The sequence below is a fragment of the Neisseria sp. P0019.S002 genome (genome assembly GCF_051957155.1).
Taxonomy (GTDB): Bacteria; Pseudomonadota; Gammaproteobacteria; order Burkholderiales; family Neisseriaceae; genus Neisseria; species Neisseria perflava.
The window spans coordinates 309,356-332,810 of the sequence record NZ_JBQCWS010000003.1 but is presented as its reverse complement, the minus strand read 5'-3'; the positions used below and the strand labels follow the sequence as shown (position 1 = coordinate 332,810).

At 47.6% G+C, this 23,455-nt stretch carries 24 protein-coding genes and 1 tRNA gene; 15 read left to right on the top strand and 10 right to left on the bottom strand.

Going from position 1 to position 23,455, the window contains the following annotated elements; all coding sequences use genetic code 11:
• Nucleotides 1-55 precede the first annotated feature (55 nt).
• Both ACTHTY_RS06935 and ACTHTY_RS06930 read right to left on the bottom strand, forming a co-directional pair.
• Complete coding sequence (locus ACTHTY_RS06935) at nt 56-673, bottom strand: 4'-phosphopantetheinyl transferase family protein (protein ID WP_440366969.1); 618 nt, start codon at nt 671-673, stop codon at nt 56-58.
• Between the two features lie 52 nt (nt 674-725).
• Nucleotides 726-1,238, bottom strand: coding sequence for a hypothetical protein (locus ACTHTY_RS06930; protein ID WP_254324686.1), 513 nt, complete (start codon nt 1,236-1,238; stop codon nt 726-728).
• Nucleotides 1,239-1,437: 199 nt separating this feature from the next.
• Between ACTHTY_RS06930 and ACTHTY_RS06925 the strand changes: the two genes are divergently transcribed.
• Both ACTHTY_RS06925 and ACTHTY_RS06920 read left to right on the top strand, forming a co-directional pair.
• Nucleotides 1,438-1,530 (top strand) — tRNA-Ser (locus ACTHTY_RS06925).
• 81 nt (nt 1,531-1,611) lie between these two features.
• Nucleotides 1,612-2,172, top strand: a complete 561-nt coding sequence (locus ACTHTY_RS06920) for a pseudouridine synthase (protein WP_049332414.1) — start codon at nt 1,612-1,614, stop codon at nt 2,170-2,172.
• A 55-nt stretch (nt 2,173-2,227) separates the two neighbouring features.
• On the opposite strand, the gene ACTHTY_RS06915 is transcribed toward ACTHTY_RS06920, so the two are convergent.
• Nucleotides 2,228-3,034, bottom strand: coding sequence for a DUF4198 domain-containing protein (locus ACTHTY_RS06915; RefSeq protein WP_440366967.1), 807 nt, complete (start codon nt 3,032-3,034; stop codon nt 2,228-2,230).
• A 150-nt stretch (nt 3,035-3,184) separates the two neighbouring features.
• Complete coding sequence (gene radA, locus ACTHTY_RS06910) at nt 3,185-4,561, bottom strand: DNA repair protein RadA (RefSeq protein ID WP_440366966.1); 1,377 nt, start codon at nt 4,559-4,561, stop codon at nt 3,185-3,187.
• An 80-nt stretch (nt 4,562-4,641) separates the two neighbouring features.
• Here radA and ACTHTY_RS06905 point away from each other — a divergent pair, with 80 nt between their 5' ends.
• The 4 genes from ACTHTY_RS06905 to ACTHTY_RS06890 are packed head-to-tail and all read left to right on the top strand — an operon-like array spanning nt 4,642 to nt 9,019.
• Entirely contained in the window at nt 4,642-4,908 is a 267-nt protein-coding gene (locus ACTHTY_RS06905) for a hypothetical protein (RefSeq protein WP_440366965.1), read from the top strand.
• Between the two features lie 59 nt (nt 4,909-4,967).
• Nucleotides 4,968-6,092, top strand: a complete 1,125-nt coding sequence (locus ACTHTY_RS06900; RefSeq protein WP_440366964.1) for a DNA cytosine methyltransferase — start codon at nt 4,968-4,970, stop codon at nt 6,090-6,092.
• Complete coding sequence (locus tag ACTHTY_RS06895; RefSeq protein ID WP_440366963.1) at nt 6,089-7,129, top strand: restriction endonuclease PLD domain-containing protein; 1,041 nt, start codon at nt 6,089-6,091, stop codon at nt 7,127-7,129. The genes ACTHTY_RS06900 and ACTHTY_RS06895 overlap by 4 nt, the downstream gene beginning before the upstream one ends.
• Nucleotides 7,130-9,019, top strand: coding sequence for a Z1 domain-containing protein (locus ACTHTY_RS06890; protein ID WP_440366962.1), 1,890 nt, complete (start codon nt 7,130-7,132; stop codon nt 9,017-9,019). It begins immediately after the preceding gene.
• Between the two features lie 69 nt (nt 9,020-9,088).
• Here ACTHTY_RS06890 and ACTHTY_RS06885 read toward each other — a convergent pair whose 3' ends face one another.
• Both ACTHTY_RS06885 and ACTHTY_RS06880 read right to left on the bottom strand, forming a co-directional pair.
• The gene (locus ACTHTY_RS06885) at nt 9,089-10,561 is read right to left on the bottom strand and encodes a S41 family peptidase (protein WP_049351441.1); all 1,473 of its coding nucleotides are present in this window, start codon (nt 10,559-10,561) and stop codon (nt 9,089-9,091) included.
• 215 nt (nt 10,562-10,776) lie between these two features.
• Nucleotides 10,777-12,696, bottom strand: coding sequence for a peptidoglycan DD-metalloendopeptidase family protein (locus tag ACTHTY_RS06880; protein WP_440366960.1), 1,920 nt, complete (start codon nt 12,694-12,696; stop codon nt 10,777-10,779).
• A 173-nt stretch (nt 12,697-12,869) separates the two neighbouring features.
• Here ACTHTY_RS06880 and ACTHTY_RS06875 point away from each other — a divergent pair, with 173 nt between their 5' ends.
• From ACTHTY_RS06875 to ACTHTY_RS06845, 7 genes are all read left to right on the top strand, one after another.
• Nucleotides 12,870-13,415 carry a CreA family protein gene (locus tag ACTHTY_RS06875; protein ID WP_440366959.1) on the top strand — a complete coding sequence of 182 codons (546 nt, stop codon included), beginning with the start codon at nt 12,870-12,872 and terminating at the stop codon, nt 13,413-13,415.
• A 29-nt stretch (nt 13,416-13,444) separates the two neighbouring features.
• A complete protein-coding gene (locus tag ACTHTY_RS06870) occupies nt 13,445-13,993 on the top strand; it encodes a YqgE/AlgH family protein (RefSeq protein ID WP_250589732.1) in 549 nt (182 codons plus the stop codon).
• Complete coding sequence (gene ruvX, locus ACTHTY_RS06865) at nt 13,986-14,441, top strand: Holliday junction resolvase RuvX (RefSeq protein WP_440366957.1); 456 nt, start codon at nt 13,986-13,988, stop codon at nt 14,439-14,441. Before ACTHTY_RS06870 ends, ruvX begins: the two co-directional genes overlap by 8 nt.
• 170 nt (nt 14,442-14,611) lie before the next feature.
• Nucleotides 14,612-15,034 carry a YidB family protein gene (locus tag ACTHTY_RS06860; protein WP_049343994.1) on the top strand — a complete coding sequence of 141 codons (423 nt, stop codon included), beginning with the start codon at nt 14,612-14,614 and terminating at the stop codon, nt 15,032-15,034.
• Nucleotides 15,035-15,183: 149 nt separating this feature from the next.
• On the top strand, nt 15,184-15,732 hold the full coding sequence (locus tag ACTHTY_RS06855; RefSeq protein ID WP_003685141.1) for a carboxymuconolactone decarboxylase family protein: 549 nt from the start codon (nt 15,184-15,186) through the stop codon (nt 15,730-15,732).
• A 124-nt stretch (nt 15,733-15,856) separates the two neighbouring features.
• Entirely contained in the window at nt 15,857-16,948 is a 1,092-nt protein-coding gene (locus tag ACTHTY_RS06850) for an acyl-CoA dehydrogenase family protein (protein WP_440366955.1), read from the top strand.
• Between the two features lie 84 nt (nt 16,949-17,032).
• Nucleotides 17,033-17,203: a rubredoxin gene (locus ACTHTY_RS06845; protein ID WP_003680460.1), complete on the top strand. Its 171-nt coding sequence runs from the start codon at nt 17,033-17,035 to the stop codon at nt 17,201-17,203.
• Nucleotides 17,204-17,253: 50 nt separating this feature from the next.
• Here ACTHTY_RS06845 and dapC read toward each other — a convergent pair whose 3' ends face one another.
• From dapC to ACTHTY_RS06825, 4 genes are all read right to left on the bottom strand, one after another.
• Nucleotides 17,254-18,441 (bottom strand): succinyldiaminopimelate transaminase, encoded by a 1,188-nt coding sequence (dapC, locus tag ACTHTY_RS06840; protein WP_440366954.1) that lies wholly within the window; start codon nt 18,439-18,441, stop codon nt 17,254-17,256.
• 121 nt (nt 18,442-18,562) lie between these two features.
• A complete protein-coding gene (locus tag ACTHTY_RS06835) occupies nt 18,563-19,735 on the bottom strand; it encodes an NAD(P)H-dependent flavin oxidoreductase (protein WP_070590780.1) in 1,173 nt (390 codons plus the stop codon).
• A 340-nt stretch (nt 19,736-20,075) separates the two neighbouring features.
• Nucleotides 20,076-20,756, bottom strand: a complete 681-nt coding sequence (locus ACTHTY_RS06830; RefSeq protein WP_003747310.1) for an OmpA family protein — start codon at nt 20,754-20,756, stop codon at nt 20,076-20,078.
• Nucleotides 20,757-20,974: 218 nt separating this feature from the next.
• Complete coding sequence (locus tag ACTHTY_RS06825) at nt 20,975-21,850, bottom strand: YoaK family protein (protein WP_440366953.1); 876 nt, start codon at nt 21,848-21,850, stop codon at nt 20,975-20,977.
• Nucleotides 21,851-22,010: 160 nt separating this feature from the next.
• Here ACTHTY_RS06825 and ACTHTY_RS06820 point away from each other — a divergent pair, with 160 nt between their 5' ends.
• Nucleotides 22,011-22,400, top strand: a complete 390-nt coding sequence (locus tag ACTHTY_RS06820; protein ID WP_107737619.1) for a hypothetical protein — start codon at nt 22,011-22,013, stop codon at nt 22,398-22,400.
• A 123-nt stretch (nt 22,401-22,523) separates the two neighbouring features.
• Entirely contained in the window at nt 22,524-23,450 is a 927-nt protein-coding gene (gene ribF, locus ACTHTY_RS06815) for a bifunctional riboflavin kinase/FAD synthetase (protein ID WP_440366951.1), read from the top strand.
• Nucleotides 23,451-23,455: the final 5 nt, after the last annotated feature.

Genomic DNA, 23,455 nt, shown 5'->3' with positions numbered 1-23,455 from the left:
TGGAATAAGTAAAAGTCCAGTAAATTAAATCAGATTATTATTAGTTTGTCAGTTATTAGATAGTTTGCCGGTCGGTTAAATCATTGGATTTGAGCGAACCGAAAAACTGCCATTGCAGCGCGGGGGCTTTTCCCTTCCAAACGCAGGCAAGTACCATCGTATCCGCCAAAATTGCGCTTGAGCCGTACCAATCGGTTTGCTTTCCAGCGCGTAAACCGACGGGTTGCCCTGAATCGAAAACATAGCCGACCGATTTCATGTCCGACGGAAAATCCAAATTCGCCGCTTTAATCAATGCTTCTTTGAAACACCACAATCGGTAAAACGTTTCAGACGGCCAGTTTACTGTTTCTAAGTAGTTTTGTTCTTCTTGCGTGCAGACCAAAGCCGATAGCGCTTTAAAATCGCGCGGGCGGATAAATTCGACATCGACACCGGCTGTTAAGGGCTGAGGCGTACACAATAAAGCGGCAAAGCCTTGGCTGTGGCTCAGCGATACAGTCGGTAAATCGGTTTGCTGTTTTAACGCTCGGCTGACTTGCCAGTCTTGACGCTGCGCCAGTTGCGGCGTGGCAGCCAAACGTTGTGAATCAGCTGCGTTTAGAGAGGCATGGTCGTAGCAGGCGGCAAAAGACGGATCGGCTAGCAGGCAGTGAAGGGTTGTCGTATCCATAAAATAGAAAAATGCCAAACTTCATGTTGAAGTCCGGCATTTTTGACATTGCTTAGTGGAAGCTGCCTTTCAAAACCACACGGCTGTTGAATGTAGCGATGTGGCATTCGTACTCGTTACCGCCTTTGGTTACTTTGTCAAAGTAGCTAACCAGATGAACGGATTTGGCTTTTTTGCGTTGAGCAGTGCTTTGGAAGCGTTTAACTGCGCTCAGGAATGCGCGTTGGCAGGTTTCATCAGGGGTTTTGCCGACTGAGTTGGAGATTTGACGGGAAGTCAAAGTCGCTCCGGATGTGCTGCCGTAGTGAACGCGGATGCTAGGATCCAAAGCGGATTTGGCTTCGGCAGAGTTCAAAGCCACATCGACTTTACACATATAAATGTCGTTTTGACCTTTGCCATTGACTTTATGGCCTTCACCCATGCTGCGGCAGGCAGAGCCGGCGGCAGTTGTTTTTTGAGTAGAAGTTTGAGAGGAGGAAGTAGATGGTTGGGAATTGCCGGATTGTGAGCAGGCGGCAAGCATCAGGGCAGATACGGCAACCAAAGCAGAAAAACGTAACATACGAACTCCTTTGTAATAAGGGGTGTGAAAAAAGGTTTACAGAAAACAGAATCATTTTAACATATATGAAAGAAGTATAAAAATAGGATGATGTAAAAAATATTATATTTTTATTTAAATGATTTCATGGCGTTAAGAAAGTTTGAGGCGGTAATGCTTGACGAAGGAGGGCAGAAAGCGTATATTGCGGTCTTCCTTAGGAGTAATGGCTGAGAGGCTGAAGGCACTTCCCTGCTAAGGAAGCATGTGGGGTCAACCTGCATCGAGGGTTCGAATCCCTCTTACTCCGCCAAATATGAAAGACACCGTTTTATACGGTGTCTTTTTTATTATCCGGAATTTCTTGGAATCTAAGGCCGTCTGAAAGTGTGAAATGAACGATTTGATTATTCTAAACAAGCCTTATGGCGTGATTTGCCAGTTTTCTGCACATGAAAAACATCAGTGCCTTAAGGATTTTGTCGAGAAACCGGGATTTTATCCGGCCGGCCGTTTGGATACGGACAGCGAGGGTTTGCTGCTGCTGACCAATAATGGCCGTTTGCAGGCGCAGATTGCCGACCCGAAATTCAAGCAGGTCAAAACTTATTGGGCGCAGGTGGAGGGTTCTCCTGATGAAGCCAAATTGGATTTGTTGCGCCGTGGCGTAGATTTGGGCGATTTTGTCACCCGTCCGGCCGAGGTCAGGGTATTGGAAGAAGGCGAAGCGGATGTTTTATGGCCGCGCGTGCCGCCGATTCGTGTGCGCAAGTCCGTGCCTGATTTTTGGGTGGAAATCAAAATTTCGGAAGGGAAAAACCGCCAAGTGCGAAGGATGACGGCGAAAGCAGGCTTTCCGTGTTTGCGCTTGGTCCGTGTGGCAATAGGCCGTCTGAATCTGTTTGATTTGAATTTGGAATTGGGACAATGGCAGTTTGCGCCGCATCGTCCTTAAATAGGATGAATAAAGGCCGTCTGAAATATTCAGACGGCCTTTTGTTATGGAAAAATTAATGATGTGAATGGCCGATTTGGAAGGTCAAAGTGGTGTAGTTCGCCTGTTTTTGGCACACGCTTTGATCGGGGAAATCGGCTTTGTGTTCTACGCTGGCTTTCCAGAAACCTTGGCGCAGGGGAATGATGCTGACTTCTCCTTTGTCATCAGTGGTATCGGAGAAGGCTTGGGCTTCGGTTTTATGGGTTTTGCTGCGGTCGCTGGTGTCGAAGCCGTCAAATGTGGCGGTAACGGTGGCGTTAGGCAGCGGCTCGCCATTGAAGAGGACGCGGACTTTGAAGCGTTCGCCGACGTGGACGTTGGCAGGGTTGTCCAAAGGTACGATTTCCAAATGTTGGCCGACTTGCTTGGTGATGATGGCGGTGTCTGCGCTTTCGTGGCCGACATTGACGATGTTTTTACCGAACATACGGGTTTGCTCGCAATAGCTTGCATCAGGCATTTCTTTGATGCTTACCTGCTTCCAGCCCGCGCTGTTTTTTGACCAGAAAGTCGGTTGGTATTCGGCAGTTACCAAGTAGCTGCCGTCTTTGACCGGCAATTTGCTGCGGTATTGGTAATTGTATGTGCCTTTTTGAATCATGTTTTCTTTGCCTTTTTCAGTCACCAGTTGCATGGGTTTGCTGAAAATGTGCAGGCGGTCTTTTGCGATGGGTTCAAGCTCTGGGAATTCGCCATAGCCCAATTCGGCTTCAAGGTATTCGCCGCCATGTGTGTGGGCGGTTTCAACCCAAACGCGGTGGGCATGTGCGGCAGTGCTGAACAGGAAGGCGGATGCGATAAGCAAAGCAGTTTTTTTCAAGATTTCTCTCCGATTTTCGATGTGTAGAAAAGATAGAATAAAGCGTTCGTTATAATATAACAAAATTATTTAAATTTAAAGAGAGGCCGTCTGAAAACTTTCAGACGGCCTTTTAGATGATTGTTTTTTGAGTCGGATTATCGAAACGGTTTAGTCCCCGTCACGACAAACGTCAATCGCTTCCTGCAAACTGCTGACGCCGTAGATTTTCAGGTTTGGAAACTCTTTTGCATGGCGCGGCATATTGGCTTTGGGAACGATGGCACGTTTGAAGCCGAGTTTTTCCGCTTCTTTGAGCCGCTCTTGTCCGCGTGCAACAGGGCGGACTTCGCCGCTTAAGCCGATTTCGCCGAAAACCACGGTTTTTTCGGGTATGGGTCGGTTGCGGAAGCTGGAGAGCATGGCGAGGATGACGGCAAGGTCGGCGGCAGGTTCTCCGATTTTGACGCCACCGACGGCATTGAGGAACACGTCTTGGTCGAAGCAGGCAATGCCGCCGTGGCGGTTGAGGACGGCGAGCAGCATGGCGAGGCGGTTTTGTTCGAGGCCGACGGTAAGGCGTTTGGGGGTAAAACCGTGCGCGTCATCGACCAATGCCTGAATTTCGACCAAAAGCGGGCGGCTGCCTTCCTGTGTGACCAAAACGCACGAACCAGGCGTGTCGTCGCGGTAGCTGGCAAGGAAGATGGCGGACGGGTTGGATACGCCTTTCAAACCGTTTTCGGTCATGGCGAATACGCCCAGTTCGTTTGCCGCACCGAAACGATTTTTGATGGCACGTATCATGCGGTAGTTGGAGTGTTGGTCGCCCTCAAAATACAGCACAGTATCGACCATATGTTCCAATACGCGCGGGCCGGCAATCGCCCCGTCTTTGGTAACGTGTCCGACCAGTATCATGGCAATGCCCATTTGTTTCGCCATGCGCGTCAGTTGGGCGGCGCATTCGCGCACCTGCGACACGGAGCCGGGGGCGGAAGTGATTTGGTCGGAATACATGGTTTGGATGGAGTCGATGACGACGACTTCAGGCTGATGCTGTTTCAACGCTGCTTGAATCGCTTCCATGCGGATTTCGGCAAGCAGGTTCACGCCTTCGGTAGGCAGCTCCAAACGTTGTGCGCGTAGGGCGACTTGTTGGGCGGATTCCTCGCCGGAAACGTACAGCACTTTGCGGCTTTGCGCCATTTTGGCGATGGTTTGCAACAGCAACGTAGATTTGCCGATGCCGGGGTCGCCGCCGAGCAGGATGACCGCGCCATCGACCAAACCGCCGCCCAATACGCGATCAAGCTCGCCCATGCCGGTCGGATTGCGCGGCACTTCGGTAGCAGTGACGGCGGAGAGGGATTGGACGGTCGAGGTATCCGCCGCCCAAGATTGGAAGCGGGCATTTTTCGGCTCGGTCGCGGCAAGGCTTTCCTGAAGCGTGTTCCACTCGCCGCAATGCGGGCATTTGCCCTGCCATTTCGGGGAAGTACCGCCGCATTCGGAACATTGGTAGATGGTTTTGGGGGCTTTTGCCATGGTGTTTTCCCTGTGGAATATTTGATATGTGAAAAGGTCGTCTGAAAACAATCATATCGTTTTCAGACGACCTTGGGATTATGAATACTTTATTTATAATTTCAAGTATTCATCACTTGTTTAATGCAGCGGCATTTGCTGTTTTTTTGCGGCATAATAGGAAAAATTTACATGGAAGTTTTAGAAAAATGATTTTATTTCAAAATAACGATGGTAAGCTTGCCTTGCCTTGCCTTGCCTTGCCTTGCCTTGCCTTGCCTTGCCTTGCCTTGCCTTGCCTTGCCTTGCCTTGCCTTGCCTTGCCTTGCCTTGCCTTGCCTTGCCTTGCCTTGCCTTGCCTTGCCTAGTTCTCTATTAAAATCCCTTCAAGGGTTTTTATCAAATCTATGCATAGGAGTGAAATCCTATGCCATCTAAACAAATCGCAAATTTTAATCCATCTGACAATAAACCCAGAATTCTATCTCTATTTTCAGGATGTGGAGGTTTGGATTTGGGTTTTCACCAAGCTGGTTATGAAACTGTTTGGGCGAACGATTTTTCCCATTGGGCTTGCGAAAGTTTCCGTAAAAATATCGGAGATGTCATCGTAGAAGGTGATATTGAACAAATTGATCCGAATGATCCAACTATTCCCGATTGCGACATCATTTTAGGCGGGTTCCCTTGTCAAGATTTTTCCATGATTTGGAAACAGCCGGGCTTAGAGGGTGAACGTGGCAATCTTTATAAAAGCTTTTTACGTTTTGTAAATGCAAAAAAACCGAAAGTTTTTGTTGCTGAGAATGTGAAAGGTTTGTTGACTGCCAACAAGAAAAAAGCCATCCAGCAAATTATTACCGACTTTGAAAATTGCGGTTATTACGTTCAGGCGAAGCTGTATAACTTTGCTGAATTTGGCGTACCTCAATTTCGTGAACGTGTGCTGATTGTCGGAGTACGTTTGGATACAGGATTTGATTTTCGCCATCCGGAACCGACACACAATGAAACTGGCAAAAATGGCTTAAAACCATATGTAACTGCTGGTCAAGCAATATCTAATATTCCACAAAATGTTAGTAATAATGAATTGTTGAAAATTAGTGAGCAAACCCGTAAACGTTTAGAACTAATCCCAGAGGGAGGAAACTATAGTGATATTCCTAAAGAACATCCTTTATATGTAAAAAGTATGTTAAGCCTTGTTTATCGGCGAATGCACCGTGATAGACCTTCTACAACAATTATTGCTGCGGGTGGCGGTGGTACTTGGGGCTATCACTTCCCTGAACCGCGTGCTTTTACTAATAGAGAACGAGCAAGGCTTCAAAGTTTTCCTGATGATTTTGAGTTTGTCGGATCAACAACTGAAGTACGTCGCCAGATTGGTAATGCTGTTCCTCCTCAAGGTGTAGTTGAGCTAGCAAAGGCTATCTTACCAATTTTTTCAGGCAACTATAAAAAAGTAGATTTACATAAGAAATTGAAAGCAGAGAAGGATGTTTTATTTCATGACCGACTAAGCAAAATTCGAGGGGGAAAACGATGAATACTGTTTTTTCTAATATTGCTAATGCACGAATTACAGATAAGCCATTAAATAAAGTTTGGATGGATTTATTTATGTCCGCCAATGAAATTTTAATGGCAACAGGCTATGTTTCTAATGATGCAGTCAAAGAGTTACATAAAATTTTAGAAGATAGCGAACATAACCAGAAAATCAAATTATTGGTTGGTATGCATTATTTAGAAGGGTTTAGTCGTCCTCAATACAACAGTCTTTGTGAATTAAATTATTTTTTGCAAGATAAGCAACGTGGGGCAGTATACGTTTCTCCACGTGTGAAATTTCATGGAAAAATGTATTCGTTTAAGAATCAGAATGAAACTCATGGATTGATTGGTTCTGCTAATCTTACTTGCTTTTGGGATAATACTGAGCGAACCTATGAAACAATGGTTCATTTGAATGATGTTCAGACGGCATCTAAATTACATAAAAATATAGATCAGGTTATCCAGCAATTGGGTGTGGCTATTAATCAAGTAGCAAAACCAACTGATTTTAAAGAACATAATGTTCATTTGGAGAATTGTCTGGGAGTTGAAAAAGTAAATGATTCTATACTTGAGCAATTTTTTTCACAAATATCGACTTATCACTTTGATTTACCAGTTAAAACTTTCCCAGAAAGCAGTTTAAACCGATTTTTTGCCAAAGGCCGTAAAAATAAACGTGGATTTTATTTACCTAGGCCATGGTATGAAGCAGAGTTGATTGTATCAACAAAATTTTTAGGTGCAGAAGGATACCCAAAACAAAAAGAGTTTACTGTCATCACGGATGATGGTTGGAAATTTGAATGTAATACCACAGGACAAAATGGTAAAAATTTCAGTTCAAAAGGTGATCAAACCATATTTGGTAAATGGGTTAAAGGACGTTTAGAGGCGGCTGATTGTTTAAGAACAGGGGAACCTGTCACAGAAGAGACTCTACATAAATACGGTAACGATCATTTTGAGTTCCGTTCAACCGACAATCCTGATGTTTGGCTGCTCTCATTTAAGGGGAAAAACTAAATGTTGCAAACCTACTTGAATCAATTGACCCCGCCTGAATTAGCTGATTCTGTTAAAAATACCGTTGATGGTTTTATGGGGAAATTATCACAAACCGAACCGAAAATTGCTCAAAATGTTTTATTGCTGGGCAATGTTCAAAGTGGCAAAACGGCACAGGTTTTGGGTGTATTAAGTGCGTTGGCTGATGATGGCGACCACAAAGTTTTTTTGTATCTTACTACTGACAGCGTAGATTTACAGGAACAAACAGTCAGGCGTGCCGAAGCTAATCTGAAAAATTTTATTGTGTTGTCTGAAAATGATGACCGAAGTTTTATGCAGGTAATGAAGGCAAATAATCCCATCTTGGTTGTGATTAAAAAGAATGCCCGTGTATTGAAACGTTGGCGTAATTTGTTTGCCAGTCAAAGTAGCCTGAAAGGCTATCCTTTGGTTATTGTGGACGATGAAGCCGATGCAGCCAGCCTAAATACTAATGCTGATAAGCCGGATAAAGATGTCAGTACTATCAATAAACTGCTAAATGACATTAAGAATTCCTGTTGTCAAAGCTTATTTATTCAGTTGACCGCCACGCCTCAATCGCTTTTATTGCAACATGAAGAATCTGATTGGCAACCTGAATTTATCCATTTCTTTGAAGCTGGTGAAAAATACATCGGTGGCAACTTTGTCTTCTCTGATCCTCCAAGCTATATCGTTCGTTTTATTGACAGTGAATTGGACGATATGAAAGATGCGAGTGGTGAAATTGCCGAAGGGGTAAAACAGGCATTGCACAGTTTTTTGCTTACTTGTGCAGAGTTTGCTTTATGCGGTAAAACCAATTGTAATTTTGCTTTACATCCAAGTTATAAAATCCAAGACCATCAAGCCTTCTCTCAAAAAATCCAAGCCTTTTTGAATGATTTGGTACAAGCGATTAATAGCGGGGAGAATCTTGCAGACAGCTTTAAAGAAGACTATTTGGATTTACAAAAGACTAAGCCTGATATTCATCATTTTGAGGAAATTTATGAAAAACTAACAGAACTTTTAGAAAATAAGCAAATTTATACTCTCGTCGTTAACTCGCAGACAGAATCAGATTTTGATTTAGAAAGAGGCTTTAACATTATTATTGGTGGGAATGTGATTGGACGAGGCTTAACTATTCCAAAACTACAAACGGTTTATTATAGTCGCACTGCCAAAAAACCGAATGCAGATACTTTCTGGCAACATTCGCGTATTTTTGGATATGACCGTGATAAATCATTATTACGGCTTTATATTCCGTTTGATGTCTATTACTTCTTTGTACAACTCAATCAAGCAAATAATCTGATTATTGAGCAGGCAAAAAATTCAGACGGCAATATTCAGGTTATTTATCCGAAAAATATCAATCCGACTCGAAAAAATGTATTGAAATTCGACAGTATCAATCAAATTGTGGGTGGTGTGAATTATTTTCCACTTCACCCAAACGAGGATAATTTGTCGGAGATTAACAAGATTTTGCCTTCTATTTTGAAAGATGAAATTCAATCTGATTTATATCAAATGGATATAGAAGATTTATTCTTGGTTCTAGATAAATTGGGTCATTATGTCCCAGACGACTGGAATAAGGAAAAATTTATTGCTGGTGTAGAAGCATTAAAGGCACAACGTCCAAGTTTTAAAACTTACGTTTTGATCAAAACAGGACGTAAACTTTCTCGAGCAACTGGCACAATGCTTTCGGAAGACGACCGTAAATTAGGAGAAAAATATCCCAATGATTTATTTCTTACACTTTATCAAGTAGTAGGAAATAAAGACAAAGGTTGGCATGGAGAAGATTTTTGGTTGCCTAATATTAAGTTGCCATATAAGGGACTGGTGTATTGGGGAGTGAAATAACATAGAAAAGGTCGTCTGAAAACAATCATATCGTTTTCAGACGACCTTTTCTATTGAGAAATAACAGGTTTATTTTTTGCTGTCTTTATCCGCATCTTTTTTCGGTGCAGGTTTTTTCGCTGCCAAACCCAAAGATTTTTGCCATTCGGCTGGATTTTTCACCAAGTCCAAGGCTTTGCGGAGCTGATCGTCTTTGGCCGGATTGGGAATGCGGCGGCTGGAGATGTCTTCGTCTTTGTCTTTTTTAGACTTGTCTTTATCGGCTTTGGTTTCTGTGTTGGCAGGCGTTTCAGTGCTACTGTTGACGTCTTGGCCGCCCAACGGATTGCCGATATGGCCGACCAAATCGGCTTCGCGGCTTTCAAAGGCGCGGTCTTTGTCTTTGACTTCAACGTCAGGAACAATGCCTTGCGCTTGAATCGAGCGGTCGTTTGGCGTGTAGTAAAGGGCGGTGGTCAATTTGACTGCGCTGCCGCCGGAAAGCGGAATCAGGGTCTGTACTGAGCCTTTGCCGAAACTTTGTGTGCCGACGACGACGGCGCGTTTGTGGTCTTGCAATGCACCGGCAACGATTTCGGAAGCGGAGGCTGAGCCTGCGTTAATCAGGACGGTCATAGGAATGGTTTTCAGCTCGGCAGGCAATCCGGCCAACGGGTCTTTGCCGCTGGTGGTGATGTAGTCTTCGGCAGTTGCTTTGAGAACCATGCCTTCTTTTTTGTTACGGCCTTTGGTGCTGACAACGGTTACGTCAGGTTGCAGGAAGGCTGCGGATACGCCGACTGCGCCGTTGAGTAGGCCGCCCGGGTCGTCGCGCAAGTCGAGGATGATGCCTTTGAGCGGGCCTTTGTTTTCTTTGACAAGGGCTTGTGCGGCTTCGTTGAGCGCGGCAACGGTGCGCTCTTGGAATTGGGAGACGCGGATGTAGCCGTAGTCTTTTTCAAGCAGGTGATGGCGCACGCTTTTGACTTTGATGATGGCGCGGGTCAGGTTGACGACGATGGGTTTGTCGGCATTTTTGCGTGAAAGAGTCAGGGTGATTTTGGTACCCGGTTTGCCGCGCATTTTTTTGACGGCTTCGCTGACGGTCAGGCCGCGGGTAGAGGTATTGTCGATTTTGACGATGAAGTCGCCGCTTTTCACGCCGGCGCGTTCTGCCGGAGTGTCTTCAATCGGGGCAACGACTTTGACGAAGCCGTCTTCTTGTCCGATTTCCATGCCCAGGCCGCCGAATTCGCCGCTGGTGGATTCTTTCATTTCGGCATAGCCTTTTTTGTCCATATACTCGGAATGCGGATCGAGATCGGACACCATGCCTTTCATTGCGCCTTCAAAAAGCTCGGCATCTGGCTTGTCTTGGTAATAGTTGGCTTTGATTTGGCCGTACACTTCTGCCATGGTGCGGATGGTCTGCACGGGCAGGGCCTCGTTGTCTTTTTTGTCTTTTTCGGCGGCAAAACTTTGTACACTCAGACTGAGGGCGATGCCGCTAAATGCGCCGAGAGTGTAGATTGCAACTTTTTTCAAAGTGGATTTTGTTGACATTCGTTTGACTTTCTTTTTGTGTACAGTAAGCAAAGTGTTTTTTGTTTTCTCTGAACCCGTTGACTTTATGTGATTTAAACGCTTGGAACAATAAGTTTAAGGTAAAAGTTTGTTGTTTAATGTGCTGAACAGGCGTGAAAATCGTGTTTTATTGTAGTTTATGATGAAAATTCAGACGGCCTGAAGGGGAAAATTCACTCAGGCCGTCTGAAACATCAGTTAATCCATGAAAGCGGATTCATGACTTGTCCGTTGTAGCGGACTTCAAGGTAAAGGCCGGTTTCGCCCGACGGCAAAGTGCCGCTGGTGCCAATCTTGCTGCCGGCATTGACGGCGTAGTTTTGGGCGATGTCGATTTCGTTCAGGCCGGAGTAAATGCTGACATAGCCGTCGCCGTGGTCGAGGACGACCACTTTGCCGTAGCCTTCAAGCTCGCCGGCAAAAGTAACCGTGCCTGAGGCAATGCTGCTGACCGGAGCAGGAACGGTATTGTAGAACACGCCTTTCCAAACTTCGCCATCGCCGCGGTCTTGACCGAACAGACCTGCCAGTGTGCCGTTGACCGGTTTTTTCAGACGGCCTTGCATACGGCTGAAGCTGTTGGCGTTGCTGACGGTAAAGCCTTGGGTGTTCGGGGCTTGCAGTTTCATGTCTTCGTCAGTCAGCGTGGACATGGCGGCGCGTTCGGCTTCGGCTTTTTGTTGGGCGGCAGCTTGCTCTTTGCGGGCTTTTTCGGCGGCGGCCAAACGGGCTTCGGCGGCTTTTTTACGCGCTTCGGCTTCGGCTTTGCGTTGCTCGGCTTTGCGTTTTTCCAAATCTTTCAAGAGATTGTTGAGGCGCTGCTCGTTTTCTCTGTGGTTGATTTTCTTTTGCGCTTCTTTGGCCATTGCCGCGTTTTGACGGCGGCTTTCGGCTTGTTCGGCGGTATTGGTCACGCCTTGTTGACGCAACGAGGCTTGGATATTGGCTTGCAGTTTTTTCAGGTAAGCTAATTCATTGTTGATTTTTTGCTCTTGCGCCGCCAGCTCTTTTTGTTGTTTTTCCAAGTCTCTCATGACTTGGTCGTTGGCGTTGTTGATATAACGCGTGTAACGCAGGAAGCGGGTTTTTTGACCGGCATCGGCGTTTTTCAGGAAGAGGGCAACCGCGTTGGGCTGGCTGTTTTTATAGTTGCCGGACACAAAACGTGAAATTTGGGCGCGCGTGTTGGAAACTTCGGCTTTCAACTGGTTGGCATCGGCATTAAGTTTTTGGAATTTTTCCCAAGCGTCGCGTTGTTTGCGGTTGATGCCGGAGAGGTTGTTGCGCGTTTGTTGCAGCTGTTTGAGCGTGGCATTAACATGGATAATGAAACCCTCGTTGCGTTTGGCAAAGGATTTCTTGGTTTCAATATCGTTGGCGGCGGCAGTCACGGCTGCTTTGAAATCGTTGTCGGCTGAAGAGACGGCTTTAGGCTCAGCTTTAGGCTCGTCTTTTTTGTTTTGCTCTTTGGCTTTTATGTCTTTTTTAGCGTCTTTTTTGTCTTCAACAGCTTTTTTCGCAGGCTCTTTAGCTTTGGTTTCTTTGGCGTCAGCCTTTTTGTCTTCGACTGCTTTTTTTACTGGTTCTTTGGATTGACGGTCTTTTTTATCCTCAGCCGCTTTTTTAGCAGGCTCTTTGGTTTTGGTTTCTTTAGGTTCTGCTTTTTTTACGGGTTCTTTGGTTTTGCTGTCTTTTTTATCTTCAACAGGTTTTTTGTCTTGTTCTTTGGCTTTGCCGGGTTTTGCGGCTGCGGCTTTTTTGTCTTTGGCTGTTTCTTTAGGCTCTTCGGTTTTGCGGTTGGCCTTTTTATTGTCGGCCGCGGCTTCGGCGGCTTTAGCCGGTTTGTTTTTGGCTGAAGCGCGTTCGTTCTTGTCGGCGGTTTCCTTCTCTTTGGAGGCTTTGGCTTTAACCGCTTTTTTGTCTTCCTCTTTTTCTTTTACTGCTTGTTTTTTTGAGGTTTCTTTTTTTACATCTGCCTTAGCGGCTTCTTTCTCTTTTTTCACGGGCGCAGCCTTTTTGACGGCGGCCGCTTTTTCTTTCGGCGCGTCTTTGGCAGCATAGGTTGGCAGGGAGAAACTGAGCAACAGGGCGAGAATGAGGGGTTTGTAACGCATGGTTCGATCTTGCTATCAAAGTAGGAACAATAGGACGGATTATACTGTCTGTCAGGCCGTCTGAAAATAATATTGGGTTGCAATATGGACGAACGGTCTTATATAGTAACGATAGAGGAGGCGGACGGGGTTTAGTCTGCCTGGAAACTGACAGTCTGCATCGACGGGATATTATGAAAAAATATTTATTAGTAGTGTTGGGTGCCATGGTTTTGGCGGCTTGCGGTGACAATACCGATAAAATCGGACGCGCCAGTACGGTGTTTCATATGCTGGGTAAAAACGACCGTATTGAAGTGGAAGGTTTTGATGATCCTGATGTGCAGGGGGTTGCCTGCTATATTTCGTATGCGAAAAAAGGCGGTTTGAAAGAAACGGTCAATTTGGAAGAAGATGCCAGCGACGCATCGGTTTCCTGTGTACAAAGTGCGGAAGTCATCCGTTATAACGAGGCTGCGGTTTTGAAACCGCGACAAGTGTTCAAACGCAGTGCCAGCATAGCATTTAAGAGCCAACAGATTATCCGCTACTACGATCCGAAACGTAAGTCTTTTGCTTATTTGGTATACAGCGATAAAATCGTTCAAGGTTCGCCGAAAAACTCTTTGAGCGCGGTATCGTGTTTTGCCCATGCGAAAACCGATACGCCGGTACCGGCAGGCGGCGCGGTTTACGGTGCGTGCGTGGTGGACGCGCCGGTTAACGACGGACAAAAATAATAAAATCAGCTTAATAGATTAAGAAGAATATGAATTTAGCCAACCATTTCCTGATTGCCATGCCTCATATGGACGATCCGTTTTTTACGGATACGGTCATTTATGTATGCGAACACGATGAAGAAGGTGCGCTGGGCATCGTCATCAACAAGCCTTCGCCGATTACCATGGACATGATTTTCGCCGCCGCCGACCGCAATATCCCATTGCGCCTGCAACATGAAAACGTGATGATGGGTGGGCCGGTTCAGATTGAGCGCGGCTATGTCGTGCATACGCCGATCGGTCGCTGGCAAAACAGCATGGTGGTAACTGATAATGTGGCGTTGACTTCTTCGCGCGATGTAATTGAAAACTTGTCTAAAGAAGGTGCGGTGGACAAGGCTTTGATCAGTATTGGTTATTCAAAATGGGGCAAAGGGCAGTTGGAGCGCGAGCTGGCAGAAAATGTTTGGTTGACCGTCCCTGCGGACGAGCATATTCTTTTTGATGTGCCATACGAACTTCGTTATGCCGCCGCTTTTGAAAAATTGGGTATCAATCCGAACGCCTTGGTTTCAGGAGTCGGCCATGCCTGATACACCAAAGGGCACGGTTTTGGCCTTTGACTTCGGCGAGGCGCGTATTGGCGTGGCGCAGGGCGATGCCGAGTTGGGTATGACCCATCCACTGGCGACGATAACCGGCAACAGCAATGATGAAAAATTCGAAGCCATTGCCAAGCTGGTCAAAGAATGGCAACCCAAGTATTTTGTGGTCGGACTGCCGACGCATACCGATGGGACGGAGCATGAGCTGACCCGTTTGAGCCGTAAGTTTGGCCGCCGTTTGCACGGACGTTTTAATTTGCCGGTTTATTGGGTGGATGAAAGGATGTCTTCCTTATACGCGGAAAGCCTACTTGCGGAAGCCCAAGTATTTGGCCAAAAACAAAAATCCGTGCTTGACCGAGTAGCGGCGCAGGCGATTTTGCAAGGCTTTTTTGAAGGCGGAGCGGCCGAGTATTTCAATGGCCGCGAAGAATAGCACATGGTTCGTTATAGAGGCCGTCTGAAACTTGATTTCAGACGGCCTTGGTTTTATTACGGCTTTGAGATAAAAGAGGTTTAGTTTGGTTAAGCCTGATTTTTTCCAGCATAAATTTTGCTACACTCCGCTTTCTTTTTTTAGACATAAACACACACAAGGAAAAAGTCATGGCACTCATGGACAATCTTTTGAATGCGGCTACCCAAATGTTGGGTGGCAACAGCGGAAACGGCGCACAAGGTTCTCTGACCGATATGGCGATGGATTTGGTGAAACAGCAAGGCGGCGTAGGCAACCTGATCAACCAACTGCAACAAGGCGGTTTGGGCGATGCTCTGAGCAGCTGGGTTTCCAACCAATCCAGCAACCTGCCTGTGTCCGGCAGCGACCTGCAAAATGCTTTGGGCAGCGATACCGTGAACCAAATCGCGCAAAAATTCGGCGTGGATGCCGGCCAAGCAGGCGATTTGTTGGCAAAAGTATTGCCTGACTTGGTCGATAAAGCCACTCCTAACGGCACGGCTCAAGATGCGGATGGCTTCGGCTTGGACGACATCGCTTCTATGCTGCTGAAAAACTTTATGAAATAATGAGTTGAATCATTTGATAAGGCCGTCTGAATCCGTTCAGACGGCCTTATAACTTTTGGTTCGCGGTAAATAACCAATAAGTCTTTTTCTGATGGAGGAGGATGGCTTATGATGGGCACTTCATTTCACCAGATAAGAAGGTTATACACATGTCCCGCTTGACCATACACACAGTTGAAACCGCTCCTGAAGCTGCTAAACCACGCATTGAAGCCGTACTGAAAAACAACGGCTTTATTCCTAACCTGATCGGCGTTTTGGCCAATGCGCCTGAAGCTTTGGCGTTTTACCAAGAAGTTGGCAAGCTGAATGCGGCCAACAGCCTGACTGACGGCGAAGTTGAAGTTGTTCAAATTATCGCCGCCCGTACCAACGAATGCGGTTTCTGCGTTGCCGGCCACACCAAACTGGCTACCTTGAAAAAACTGCTGTCCGAACAATCCATTAAAGCCGCACGCGCATTGGCTGCAGGCGAGTTTGACGATGCCAAACTGGGTGCTTTGGCAACATTCACCCAAGCCGTTATGGCGAAAAAAGGCGCGGTATCCGACGATGAGTTGAAAGCTTTCTTTGATGCAGGCTACAACCAACAGCAAGCCGTTGAAGTCGTCATGGGCGTTGCTTTGGCAACCTTGTGCAACTACGTCAACAACCTTGCCAAAACTGAAATCAACCCTGAATTGCAGGCATTTGCCTAATCTCATCAAAGGCCGTCTGAAAATTCAGACGGCCTTTTAGTAAAAAGCAAGGATATCCTTGTTGCCAAGAATAATTCATGAGTAGAACCATCTACGCTTCAAACCTTATTCAGAGGAAAAAATCATGACACGCGAAGCTTTACTGAACAATGTTGCCGAACTCGTTAAAAGCAAATTAAAACCATTGGTGGACGACATCGACCGCAAAGGCCTGTACCCGAAAGAATTTATGCTGGAATTGGGCAAAATCGGCGGTTTTGCCGCGACCGGTACGGTTGAAGAAGGCGGTAACGGTTTGGGTTTGGCAACGCAAATCGCCGTATTGCGCGAAATCGGTAAAGAATGCGGCGCGACTTCGTTCAGCGCATGGTGTCAGGCGGCTTGCGCGTGGTATCTGCACCAATCCCCCAACCAAGCGGTTAAAGACAAATATTTGGCCGATATTCTGCAGGGCAAAGTTTGGGCCGGTACGGGTATGTCCAATACCGTCAAACACCTTGCCGGTATCGAAAAACACAATCTGCAAGCCGAACGCGTCGAGGGCGGCTACAAAGTCAACGGCGCTTTGCCTTGGGTATCCAATATCGGCGAAGACCATATTTGGGCGAATACTGCCCAAGTCGGCGACAGCTATGTGATGTTTATTACCGGCGGCCAGTGGGAAGGCGTGACCCTGCAAGATTGCCCTGAATTCTGCGGTTTGGAAGGCACGCGCACTTACAGCCTGAATTTTAAAGATGTGTTTATTCCCGATGAAGATGTGATTGCTTCGCCTGAGCAGTTCCAGTCTTATATCCCGACCATTAAAGCCGGTTTCATCTTGCTGCAAATGGGTATCGGCGCCGGTGTGATTGACGGTGCGCTCGGCATTATCCGCATGGCCAATGTAGTGAACGCTGAAGTGAACGCTTACCTCGACCACAGCTACGATGATTTGAAAGCCGCGTTGGACGGCGCATGGGCGGAAACCGAACGCCTTGCCGATAATGCATGGAACAATAAACCTGATACGCTGGCAACCTTGAAACTGCGTGAAGCCGCTGCTGTATTGGCACTGAACGCCACTCAATCTGCCGCATTGCATGCAGGCGCGAAAGGTTATCTGATGCGCAGTCCGGCGCAACGCCGCGTCCGCGAGGCCATGTTCGTCGCCATCGTAACACCGGCCATCAAACATCTGCGTAAAGAAATCGCCGCTTTGGAAGCAGCGCAATAAATTCAAAATATCAACAATAAAACACACGAAAGGCCGTCTGAAAATACGGTTTCAGACGGCCTTTTAAAATAGAAGGAACACAAAATGGCTCAATATATGTGCGGCCCTTGCGGCTGGATTTATGACGAAGACCTCGGAGACCCCGAGCACGGCCTGCCTGCCGGAACCAAGTTTGAGGATATTCCCGACGACTGGAAATGCCCTGAGTGTGGCGTAGGCAAAGAAGATTTTTATCTGTTGGATTTCGTGATATAACTTGATTGATTTAAAAAGGCCGTCTGAAATTTCAGACGGCCTTTATTTTATCAGCGGTATAAAGCAACCATGGTTTCAGCCGCTTTGACGCAGCTTTCCACATCGGCAACCAAAGCGATGCGGACGTAGCCTTCGCCCGGATTGCCTTGTTCGGTATCGCGGGCGAGGAAGCGGCCGGGCAACACTTGGATAGCGGCTTTCTGCCACAGGTTGCGCGTAAATGCCAAGTCGTCGCCGTCGGGAACTTTCAGCCAAATGTAGAACGACGCGTCAGGCAGTTTGACATCAAACGCCTGTTGCAAAATAGGGATGACGCGGTCGAATTTTTCTTGGTAGAGGCGGCGGTTGTCAATAACGTGTTCTTCATCGTTCCAAGCGGCAATGCTGGCGCGTTGGACGGGAATACTCATCGCGCTGCCGTGGTAGGTGCGGTAGAGCAGGAAGTTTTTGAGCAACTCGGCATCGCCTGCGACAAAACCGGAACGCAAACCGGGGACATTGGAGCGTTTGGACAGACTGGTGAACATCACGATGTTGTGCGTGCCGCGTCCTAATTGCGCCGCAGCCTGCAAGCCGCCGATCGGTTTGTTGCCGTCAAAATAGATTTCGGAATAGCATTCGTCAGAGGCAATAACGAAGCCGTATTTGTCTTGCAAATCAAAAATTTCTTTCCAATCTTCTAATTGCAGGACGCTGCCGCTCGGGTTGTTGGGCGAGCAGACAATCAGGACTTTGGTGCGCTGCCATACGTCTTCGGGCAGGCTGCTCCAATCAGGGTTGAAGCTGGGCGCAGGACAGTTGGCAAAATGGATTTCGCCGCCGCCCAAAATAGTCGCGCCTTCGTAAATTTGATAGAAAGGATTGGGGCTGATAACGACCGGTTTGGGGCCGTCTGAAGCCGGATTTAAAACGGTTTGGATAAAAGAGAACAAAGCTTCCCGGCTGCCCAATACGGGCAGGATTTCATTGTCGGGATTGAGGCTCAAACCATCATAACGGTGAGCAACCCATTCGGCACAGGCTTGGCGCAGTTCGGGCAGGCCTGCGGTCAGCGGATATTTTTCCAGTTCGTGCAGGGAGGCGGTCAGCGCGTCGGTGATGACTTTGGGCGTCGGGTGTTTCGGCTCGCCGATTTGCAGATGAATGGGCGTTACGCCTTCGGGTGCATCAATGCCTTGCATGGCTTCACGCAAGCGGGCGAAAGGATAGGGTTTGAGGTGGTTCAATAATGGATTCATGATGTTTCTGCTGGATAAATTCAGGCGATAATCTTAGCATTTTTTAGATGGATTGGGACAAAAAGGCCGTCTGAAAACAGGGTTTGAATGTTTTTCAGACGGCCTTTTGAGGTTGACGCGTTTATTTGGCAGGGACGGCAGGCAAGGAACCGTTCAAGAGATAATGAATGGTTTCTTGAACCGTACGGATGGCGTTGCCAAACGGCAGCGGGTCTTTACCACGGAAAAACAGGCCTTTATCGACTTCGCCGCGGAATGCCGCGGAAAGTTGGATGTCGATACAGAATTGACCGGCTTTGGCCAAACCGTCGCGCAAGCCGCAGCTGGTCAGGCAGTTCAGGCCTTGGGTGCAGCGGCGCGGATCGTTTTTGGCATTGGCTTGCAATTTGGCCTCGCGTTTGATGTAGTTGTCGAGGAATTTTGTGCGCACGCCGCGTGCAGGCAAACCGGCAACAGACATGAATTCAACCACTTTTTCGGTTTCCGCACCGGCCAGTGTTTTCTTGAAGTTGATGTGGGCATCGCCTTCTTCGGTCACGGCAAACGCGGTACCGATTTGGACGGCGGATGCGCCCCAGTTTTTCAAGGCTGTTTTGACTTTTTCAAAGTTTGCCATGCCGCCGGCGAGTACCAACGGGATTTTTTCGCTTTCCAAGCCCAAGTTTTTGAATACTTCAAATGTTTCTTCAATAACGCGTTTGAACTCGAATTTGGCATCGTTCACGCCGTCAACGGTTGCCGCACCCAAGTGGCCGGCTGCGTGGGCAGGGTGTTCGATAACGATGGCATCGGGCAAGATGCCTTTTTTCATCCAACGTTTCAAAACGATATTGATACCGCGTGACTCTGACAAAATAGGGAAAAGGGCGACATCTTTGTGGTAGCCCTCGGCCATTTCAGGCAGATCCAAAGGCAAACCTGCACCCATCACAATCGCGTCTGCGCCGGATTCGCAGGCCTGACGGACGTAGGCGGCATGGTCTTTTACGGCTTTCATGACGTTGACGGCAATCATGCCTTTGCCTTCTGAATCGGCTTTGGCTTTTTTGATTTCACGGTCAAGCGCGATGCAGTTGAGGCGGGTGTATTTTTCTTCGCTGGAATCGATTTTTGATTCGGCCAGCAAATCTTCGTGCAAGTGGCGCAAATCGACGCTGGCGATGGTACCCACGCCGTTTTCGCGCGCAACCGCGCTGGAGAGTTTTGATGCGGAAACGCCTACACCCATACCGCCTTGTACAACGGGAATCAGTGATTTGCCACGGATAATCAATGGGTCAAAGTTGTTTTGCATGGATGCTCCTTCATAGATTCTGGATGGTGCCGTCTGAAATCCTATGAAATGGATTGGATAACGGACTGATGTGTATATAAATAAGTGTGTTTTTCGCCGCCGTTTTTCAGACGGCATGAGGCGTGTTTTTAAAATTTTAGGAATTATACTCTAAGTTAATGTAAAAATTAGAGTATTAATACAGTTTTTTTGAAGGAAAAATTGAAAAGTCTTGTTAATAAAGGAATAAATTTTATGATGGATTGAATTGAGGAGGAGAAATTGCAAACAAAATCTACAAAGAAAAAGGCCGTCTGAAATTTCAGACGGCCTTAAGTATGGGAATCAGACGGATGTCGGATTACATTTGTTTTTTAGCGGCATCGATGGCGCGTTGGTCAGGGTTGATTAAGATTTCAACGCGGCGGTTTTGTGCACGGCCTTCAACAGTAGCGTTGGAAGCGATTGGTTGGCGGGAACCGTAACCGAAAGTGCTCAAACGGGTGCTGCTTACGCCGCGGGATTGCAGGAAGGTGGCAACAGATTCGGCGCGGTTGCGAGACAATGGCTCGTTGATGGCGTCGTTACCGGTATTGTCGGTGTGGCCGTTGATGGTCAAAGTCGTGTCAGGATATTGAACCAAAGTTTGCGCAGCGGCAGACAGGGCGCTTTGGGCTTGGCCGCTCAGGGCAGCGCTGCCGGTGGCGAAGGTTACGTTTTCAGGCATAACCAGTTTGATTTGGTTACCTTGACGTTCAACTTCGATGTTGGTGTTGGCTAGGCTTTGACGCAGTTTTTTCTCTTGGTAGTCCATGTAACCGCCGATACCGGCACCTACTGCACCACAAGCCAATGCGGAGTTACGCGCGCCTTTGCCGCCGTGGGTCAGCGCACCGACGATGCCGCAAACGGCCGCACCGCCCAAGCCGTACATGGCGGTTTTGCTGGCGGATTGTTGGCCGGTAACAGGATCGGTCACACAGCCGGTGAGCGCCAAAGGAATTGCAGTGGCAATAACGGTCAGGGGTTTCAAGAATTTCATGTCGTATCCTCTTTTTAGATGACGGTCCGGGCCGTCTGAAAAAAATCAATAAAAACCGCGTGGGTCATTACGGATTTATGATACCCAATATCCGAAACGTAAAAGAATGGGTTTAACCCGATATTACGCAAATATTTGCCAGTTAACATAATACTGAAACATTTCTGCATTTTTCTGACAGTTTGGCCGTTTTGCCGCCCGATGAAAAGCAGGTTTCTTTACGATTTCTTCCGTTTTTTCTTTTTACGGCGATACCAGCTGACAAATGCCCATTTCAATCTGACTTTGACATCGTATCCCACCGAGCCTGCGCCCAGTATGAACAAAACGGCGGAAACGGGCAGGGCGAAATGATGGCCGACCAGATGATAACCCCATGCGCCAACCACGCCGCCCAGCAAAAACGACAGCATCAAGCCGCTTAAAAGCCACATTTTCGGTTTGTTGACGCGGACGTGCGGCAGGCGCGGATGGTGTTGTTTGGAATAATAAAGTGCGCGTGAAATTTCAATGCCCAAGTCGGTCGCTGTACCGGTCATGTGGGTGGAGCGGATGGCGCCGCCGGAAAGAAGCGTGATAACCGTATTGTGCATGCCCATAATAAAACACAATAAAAACAATGCTAAAGACGGCATAATAAAATCAGAGCCGCCAAAATCCCATTCCATCGCGGCAATACCGAACCAACCGAATATCAACAGATAAACTGCTTCCAGCCACATGGAAAACCCAAAGCTGCCACGGAAACGCATCTGCTGCGTCCATAAAATCACCCAGCCCGAATGCGCGGCACCGGCAACAAAACACAACACGCTGATGAAAGTCACTGCGGCAGACCACCAGTCTTGGAGATACAGCACATCAGCCAAAAGAGACATGGAGCCGGTTACGTGGGAAATATAACGTGCAAAAGCAAAGAATCCCCCCGCATTAATCGCACCGGCAAGAAAGGCCATGATGTAGCCCAGCCGTCTGAAACGGGCATCGGAAATATTGTGTTCGTGCAGGTACGGACGGTCCGCCTGCCAAAACGGCGGCGTGTGTTGCCTGTGGTGGCGCAATCGGTAGGAGTGGGGCGGTTTGTCAGCGTTCATTGAGTGGGTTTGGAGTTAAACATTCATACAGGGTGTATTTTATATGCAACTGTCTGCTGATAAGAACAAATAATCTAAAGTGTCCCCAAGTTGCCACACTTGCCCATTACACAATGAGGGCGTACATTAATAGCCATACATGAGTATAAGGAAACATCCAATGAATCCTATCCGTCTGACCTTATTGTTTGGCGCCGTTGCATTGCTGGCCGCCTGCGCCACCACGCCCGAGCAAAAAGCCGCACGCGCCCAAGCGCAGAAACGCTATGAACAGGATCTTCAAGTACATCTTGCCGCCCAATGCGATCAGGAAACTGCCGCGCTGATCCGCCGCAAATTTGACGAAGAAGGCAAACTCGGTGCCGCAACTGCGGAACAAAAAGCCTTCCGCCTCAAATATATCGACAAAGTTTCCGATCCGATGTTCCAAGCCTGCTACAAAATGGCATGGCAAAACTATATTTCCCAAGAACAGCTGCGCGAAGCACGCTACTATCGCTATTACGACGATTGGGGCTATCCGTTTGGCCGTTATCCTTGGTGGTGGTAAGGTATTAACAAACTTTAGGGCCGTCTGAAAGCATATATTTATTGGTTTCAGACGGCCTAAGGTTTATTGAAACGGCAATAACGTTTACAATAGCCGCCTATTCAAACACAATACCCACCACCCATGAACATCTGGCTTGGACAGCGACACGCGCCCAAATTTCCGCAAGGAGCCGCCGTAACCATCGGCAACTTTGACGGCGTACACCTCGGGCACAAACATATTCTACAAAAACTCAAACGAGAGGCAGACCAGCGCGGTCTGCCTGTTGTCGTTGTTGTTTTTGAGCCTCAGCCCAAAGAATTTTTTGCGCGCAAAGCCGGGAAAAAGCTGCCTTACCGCATCAGCCCACTGCGTACCAAATTGCGCCTTTTGCGTGAAACCGGCTGTGTGGATGCCGTTTGGGTCTTGCGTTTTAACCAAGCTTTCTCCGATATGAGCGCGCAAGCGTTTATCGACCAGCTTTTGCGCCAAACGCTCAATACGCGTTATTTGTTGATTGGTGACGATTTCCGTTTTGGTGCCGGCCGTGAAGGTTGTTTTGAACTTTTGGCACAGCAGCCCAATATGCAAACCGAGCGCACGCCGTCCGTTATCGTTGAAGATATCCGTACCAGCAGTACCGCCGTCCGCCAAGCCCTTTCAGATGGCAAGTTGGAATACGCCAAAAAACTGTTGGGCCATGATTACGTGTTAAGCGGCAAGGTCAAACACGGGCAAAAACTTGGCCGCACCATCAACGCGCCTACCGCCAATGTTCAGCTTCCCCCGTATCATTATGCGTTAAGCGGCGTATTTGTCGTTGAGGCAGACGGCACATTCGGTACGCGCCGAGGTGTTGCCAGCTTTGGTTTTAACCCTACTGTCAGCAATAACCGCTCGCAAAAGCTGGAAGTCCATCTGTTCGATTTCAACGGCGATTTGTACGGACAACGTATCTTCGTCCGCTTCCTGCACAAACTGCGTGACGAGAAAAAATTTGAGAGTATCGAAGCATTGAAAACCCAAATTTTGCAAGATATGGAAGATGCGAGGGTTTGGGAAGCATAGAAACG

Bases quoted from the DNA above. Each gene is read 5' to 3' on its own strand.
- ACTHTY_RS06895 (WP_440366963.1), top strand. From the start codon at position 6,089: ATGAATACTGTTTTTTCTAATATTGCTAATGCACGAATTACAGATAAG.
- ACTHTY_RS06870 (WP_250589732.1), top strand. From the start codon at position 13,445: ATGAATTTAGCCAACCATTTCCTGATTGCCATGCCTCATATGGACGAT.
- ribF (WP_440366951.1), top strand. From the start codon at position 22,524: ATGAACATCTGGCTTGGACAGCGACACGCGCCCAAATTTCCGCAAGGA.
- ACTHTY_RS06905 (WP_440366965.1), top strand. From the start codon at position 4,642: ATGAATACTTTATTTATAATTTCAAGTATTCATCACTTGTTTAATGCA.
- ACTHTY_RS06900 (WP_440366964.1), top strand. From the start codon at position 4,968: ATGCCATCTAAACAAATCGCAAATTTTAATCCATCTGACAATAAACCC.
- ACTHTY_RS06860 (WP_049343994.1), top strand. From the start codon at position 14,612: ATGGCACTCATGGACAATCTTTTGAATGCGGCTACCCAAATGTTGGGT.
- ruvX (WP_440366957.1), top strand. From the start codon at position 13,986: ATGCCTGATACACCAAAGGGCACGGTTTTGGCCTTTGACTTCGGCGAG.
- ACTHTY_RS06845 (WP_003680460.1), top strand. From the start codon at position 17,033: ATGGCTCAATATATGTGCGGCCCTTGCGGCTGGATTTATGACGAAGAC.
- ACTHTY_RS06850 (WP_440366955.1), top strand. From the start codon at position 15,857: ATGACACGCGAAGCTTTACTGAACAATGTTGCCGAACTCGTTAAAAGC.
- ACTHTY_RS06825 (WP_440366953.1), bottom strand. From the start codon at position 21,850: ATGAACGCTGACAAACCGCCCCACTCCTACCGATTGCGCCACCACAGG.
- ACTHTY_RS06890 (WP_440366962.1), top strand. From the start codon at position 7,130: ATGTTGCAAACCTACTTGAATCAATTGACCCCGCCTGAATTAGCTGAT.
- ACTHTY_RS06875 (WP_440366959.1), top strand. From the start codon at position 12,870: ATGAAAAAATATTTATTAGTAGTGTTGGGTGCCATGGTTTTGGCGGCT.
- ACTHTY_RS06885 (WP_049351441.1), bottom strand. From the start codon at position 10,561: ATGTCAACAAAATCCACTTTGAAAAAAGTTGCAATCTACACTCTCGGC.
- ACTHTY_RS06930 (WP_254324686.1), bottom strand. From the start codon at position 1,238: ATGTTACGTTTTTCTGCTTTGGTTGCCGTATCTGCCCTGATGCTTGCC.
- radA (WP_440366966.1), bottom strand. From the start codon at position 4,561: ATGGCAAAAGCCCCCAAAACCATCTACCAATGTTCCGAATGCGGCGGT.
- dapC (WP_440366954.1), bottom strand. From the start codon at position 18,441: ATGAATCCATTATTGAACCACCTCAAACCCTATCCTTTCGCCCGCTTG.
- ACTHTY_RS06880 (WP_440366960.1), bottom strand. From the start codon at position 12,696: ATGCGTTACAAACCCCTCATTCTCGCCCTGTTGCTCAGTTTCTCCCTG.
- ACTHTY_RS06920 (WP_049332414.1), top strand. From the start codon at position 1,612: ATGAACGATTTGATTATTCTAAACAAGCCTTATGGCGTGATTTGCCAG.
- ACTHTY_RS06935 (WP_440366969.1), bottom strand. From the start codon at position 673: ATGGATACGACAACCCTTCACTGCCTGCTAGCCGATCCGTCTTTTGCC.
- ACTHTY_RS06830 (WP_003747310.1), bottom strand. From the start codon at position 20,756: ATGAAATTCTTGAAACCCCTGACCGTTATTGCCACTGCAATTCCTTTG.
- ACTHTY_RS06835 (WP_070590780.1), bottom strand. From the start codon at position 19,735: ATGCAAAACAACTTTGACCCATTGATTATCCGTGGCAAATCACTGATT.
- ACTHTY_RS06820 (WP_107737619.1), top strand. From the start codon at position 22,011: ATGAATCCTATCCGTCTGACCTTATTGTTTGGCGCCGTTGCATTGCTG.
- ACTHTY_RS06855 (WP_003685141.1), top strand. From the start codon at position 15,184: ATGTCCCGCTTGACCATACACACAGTTGAAACCGCTCCTGAAGCTGCT.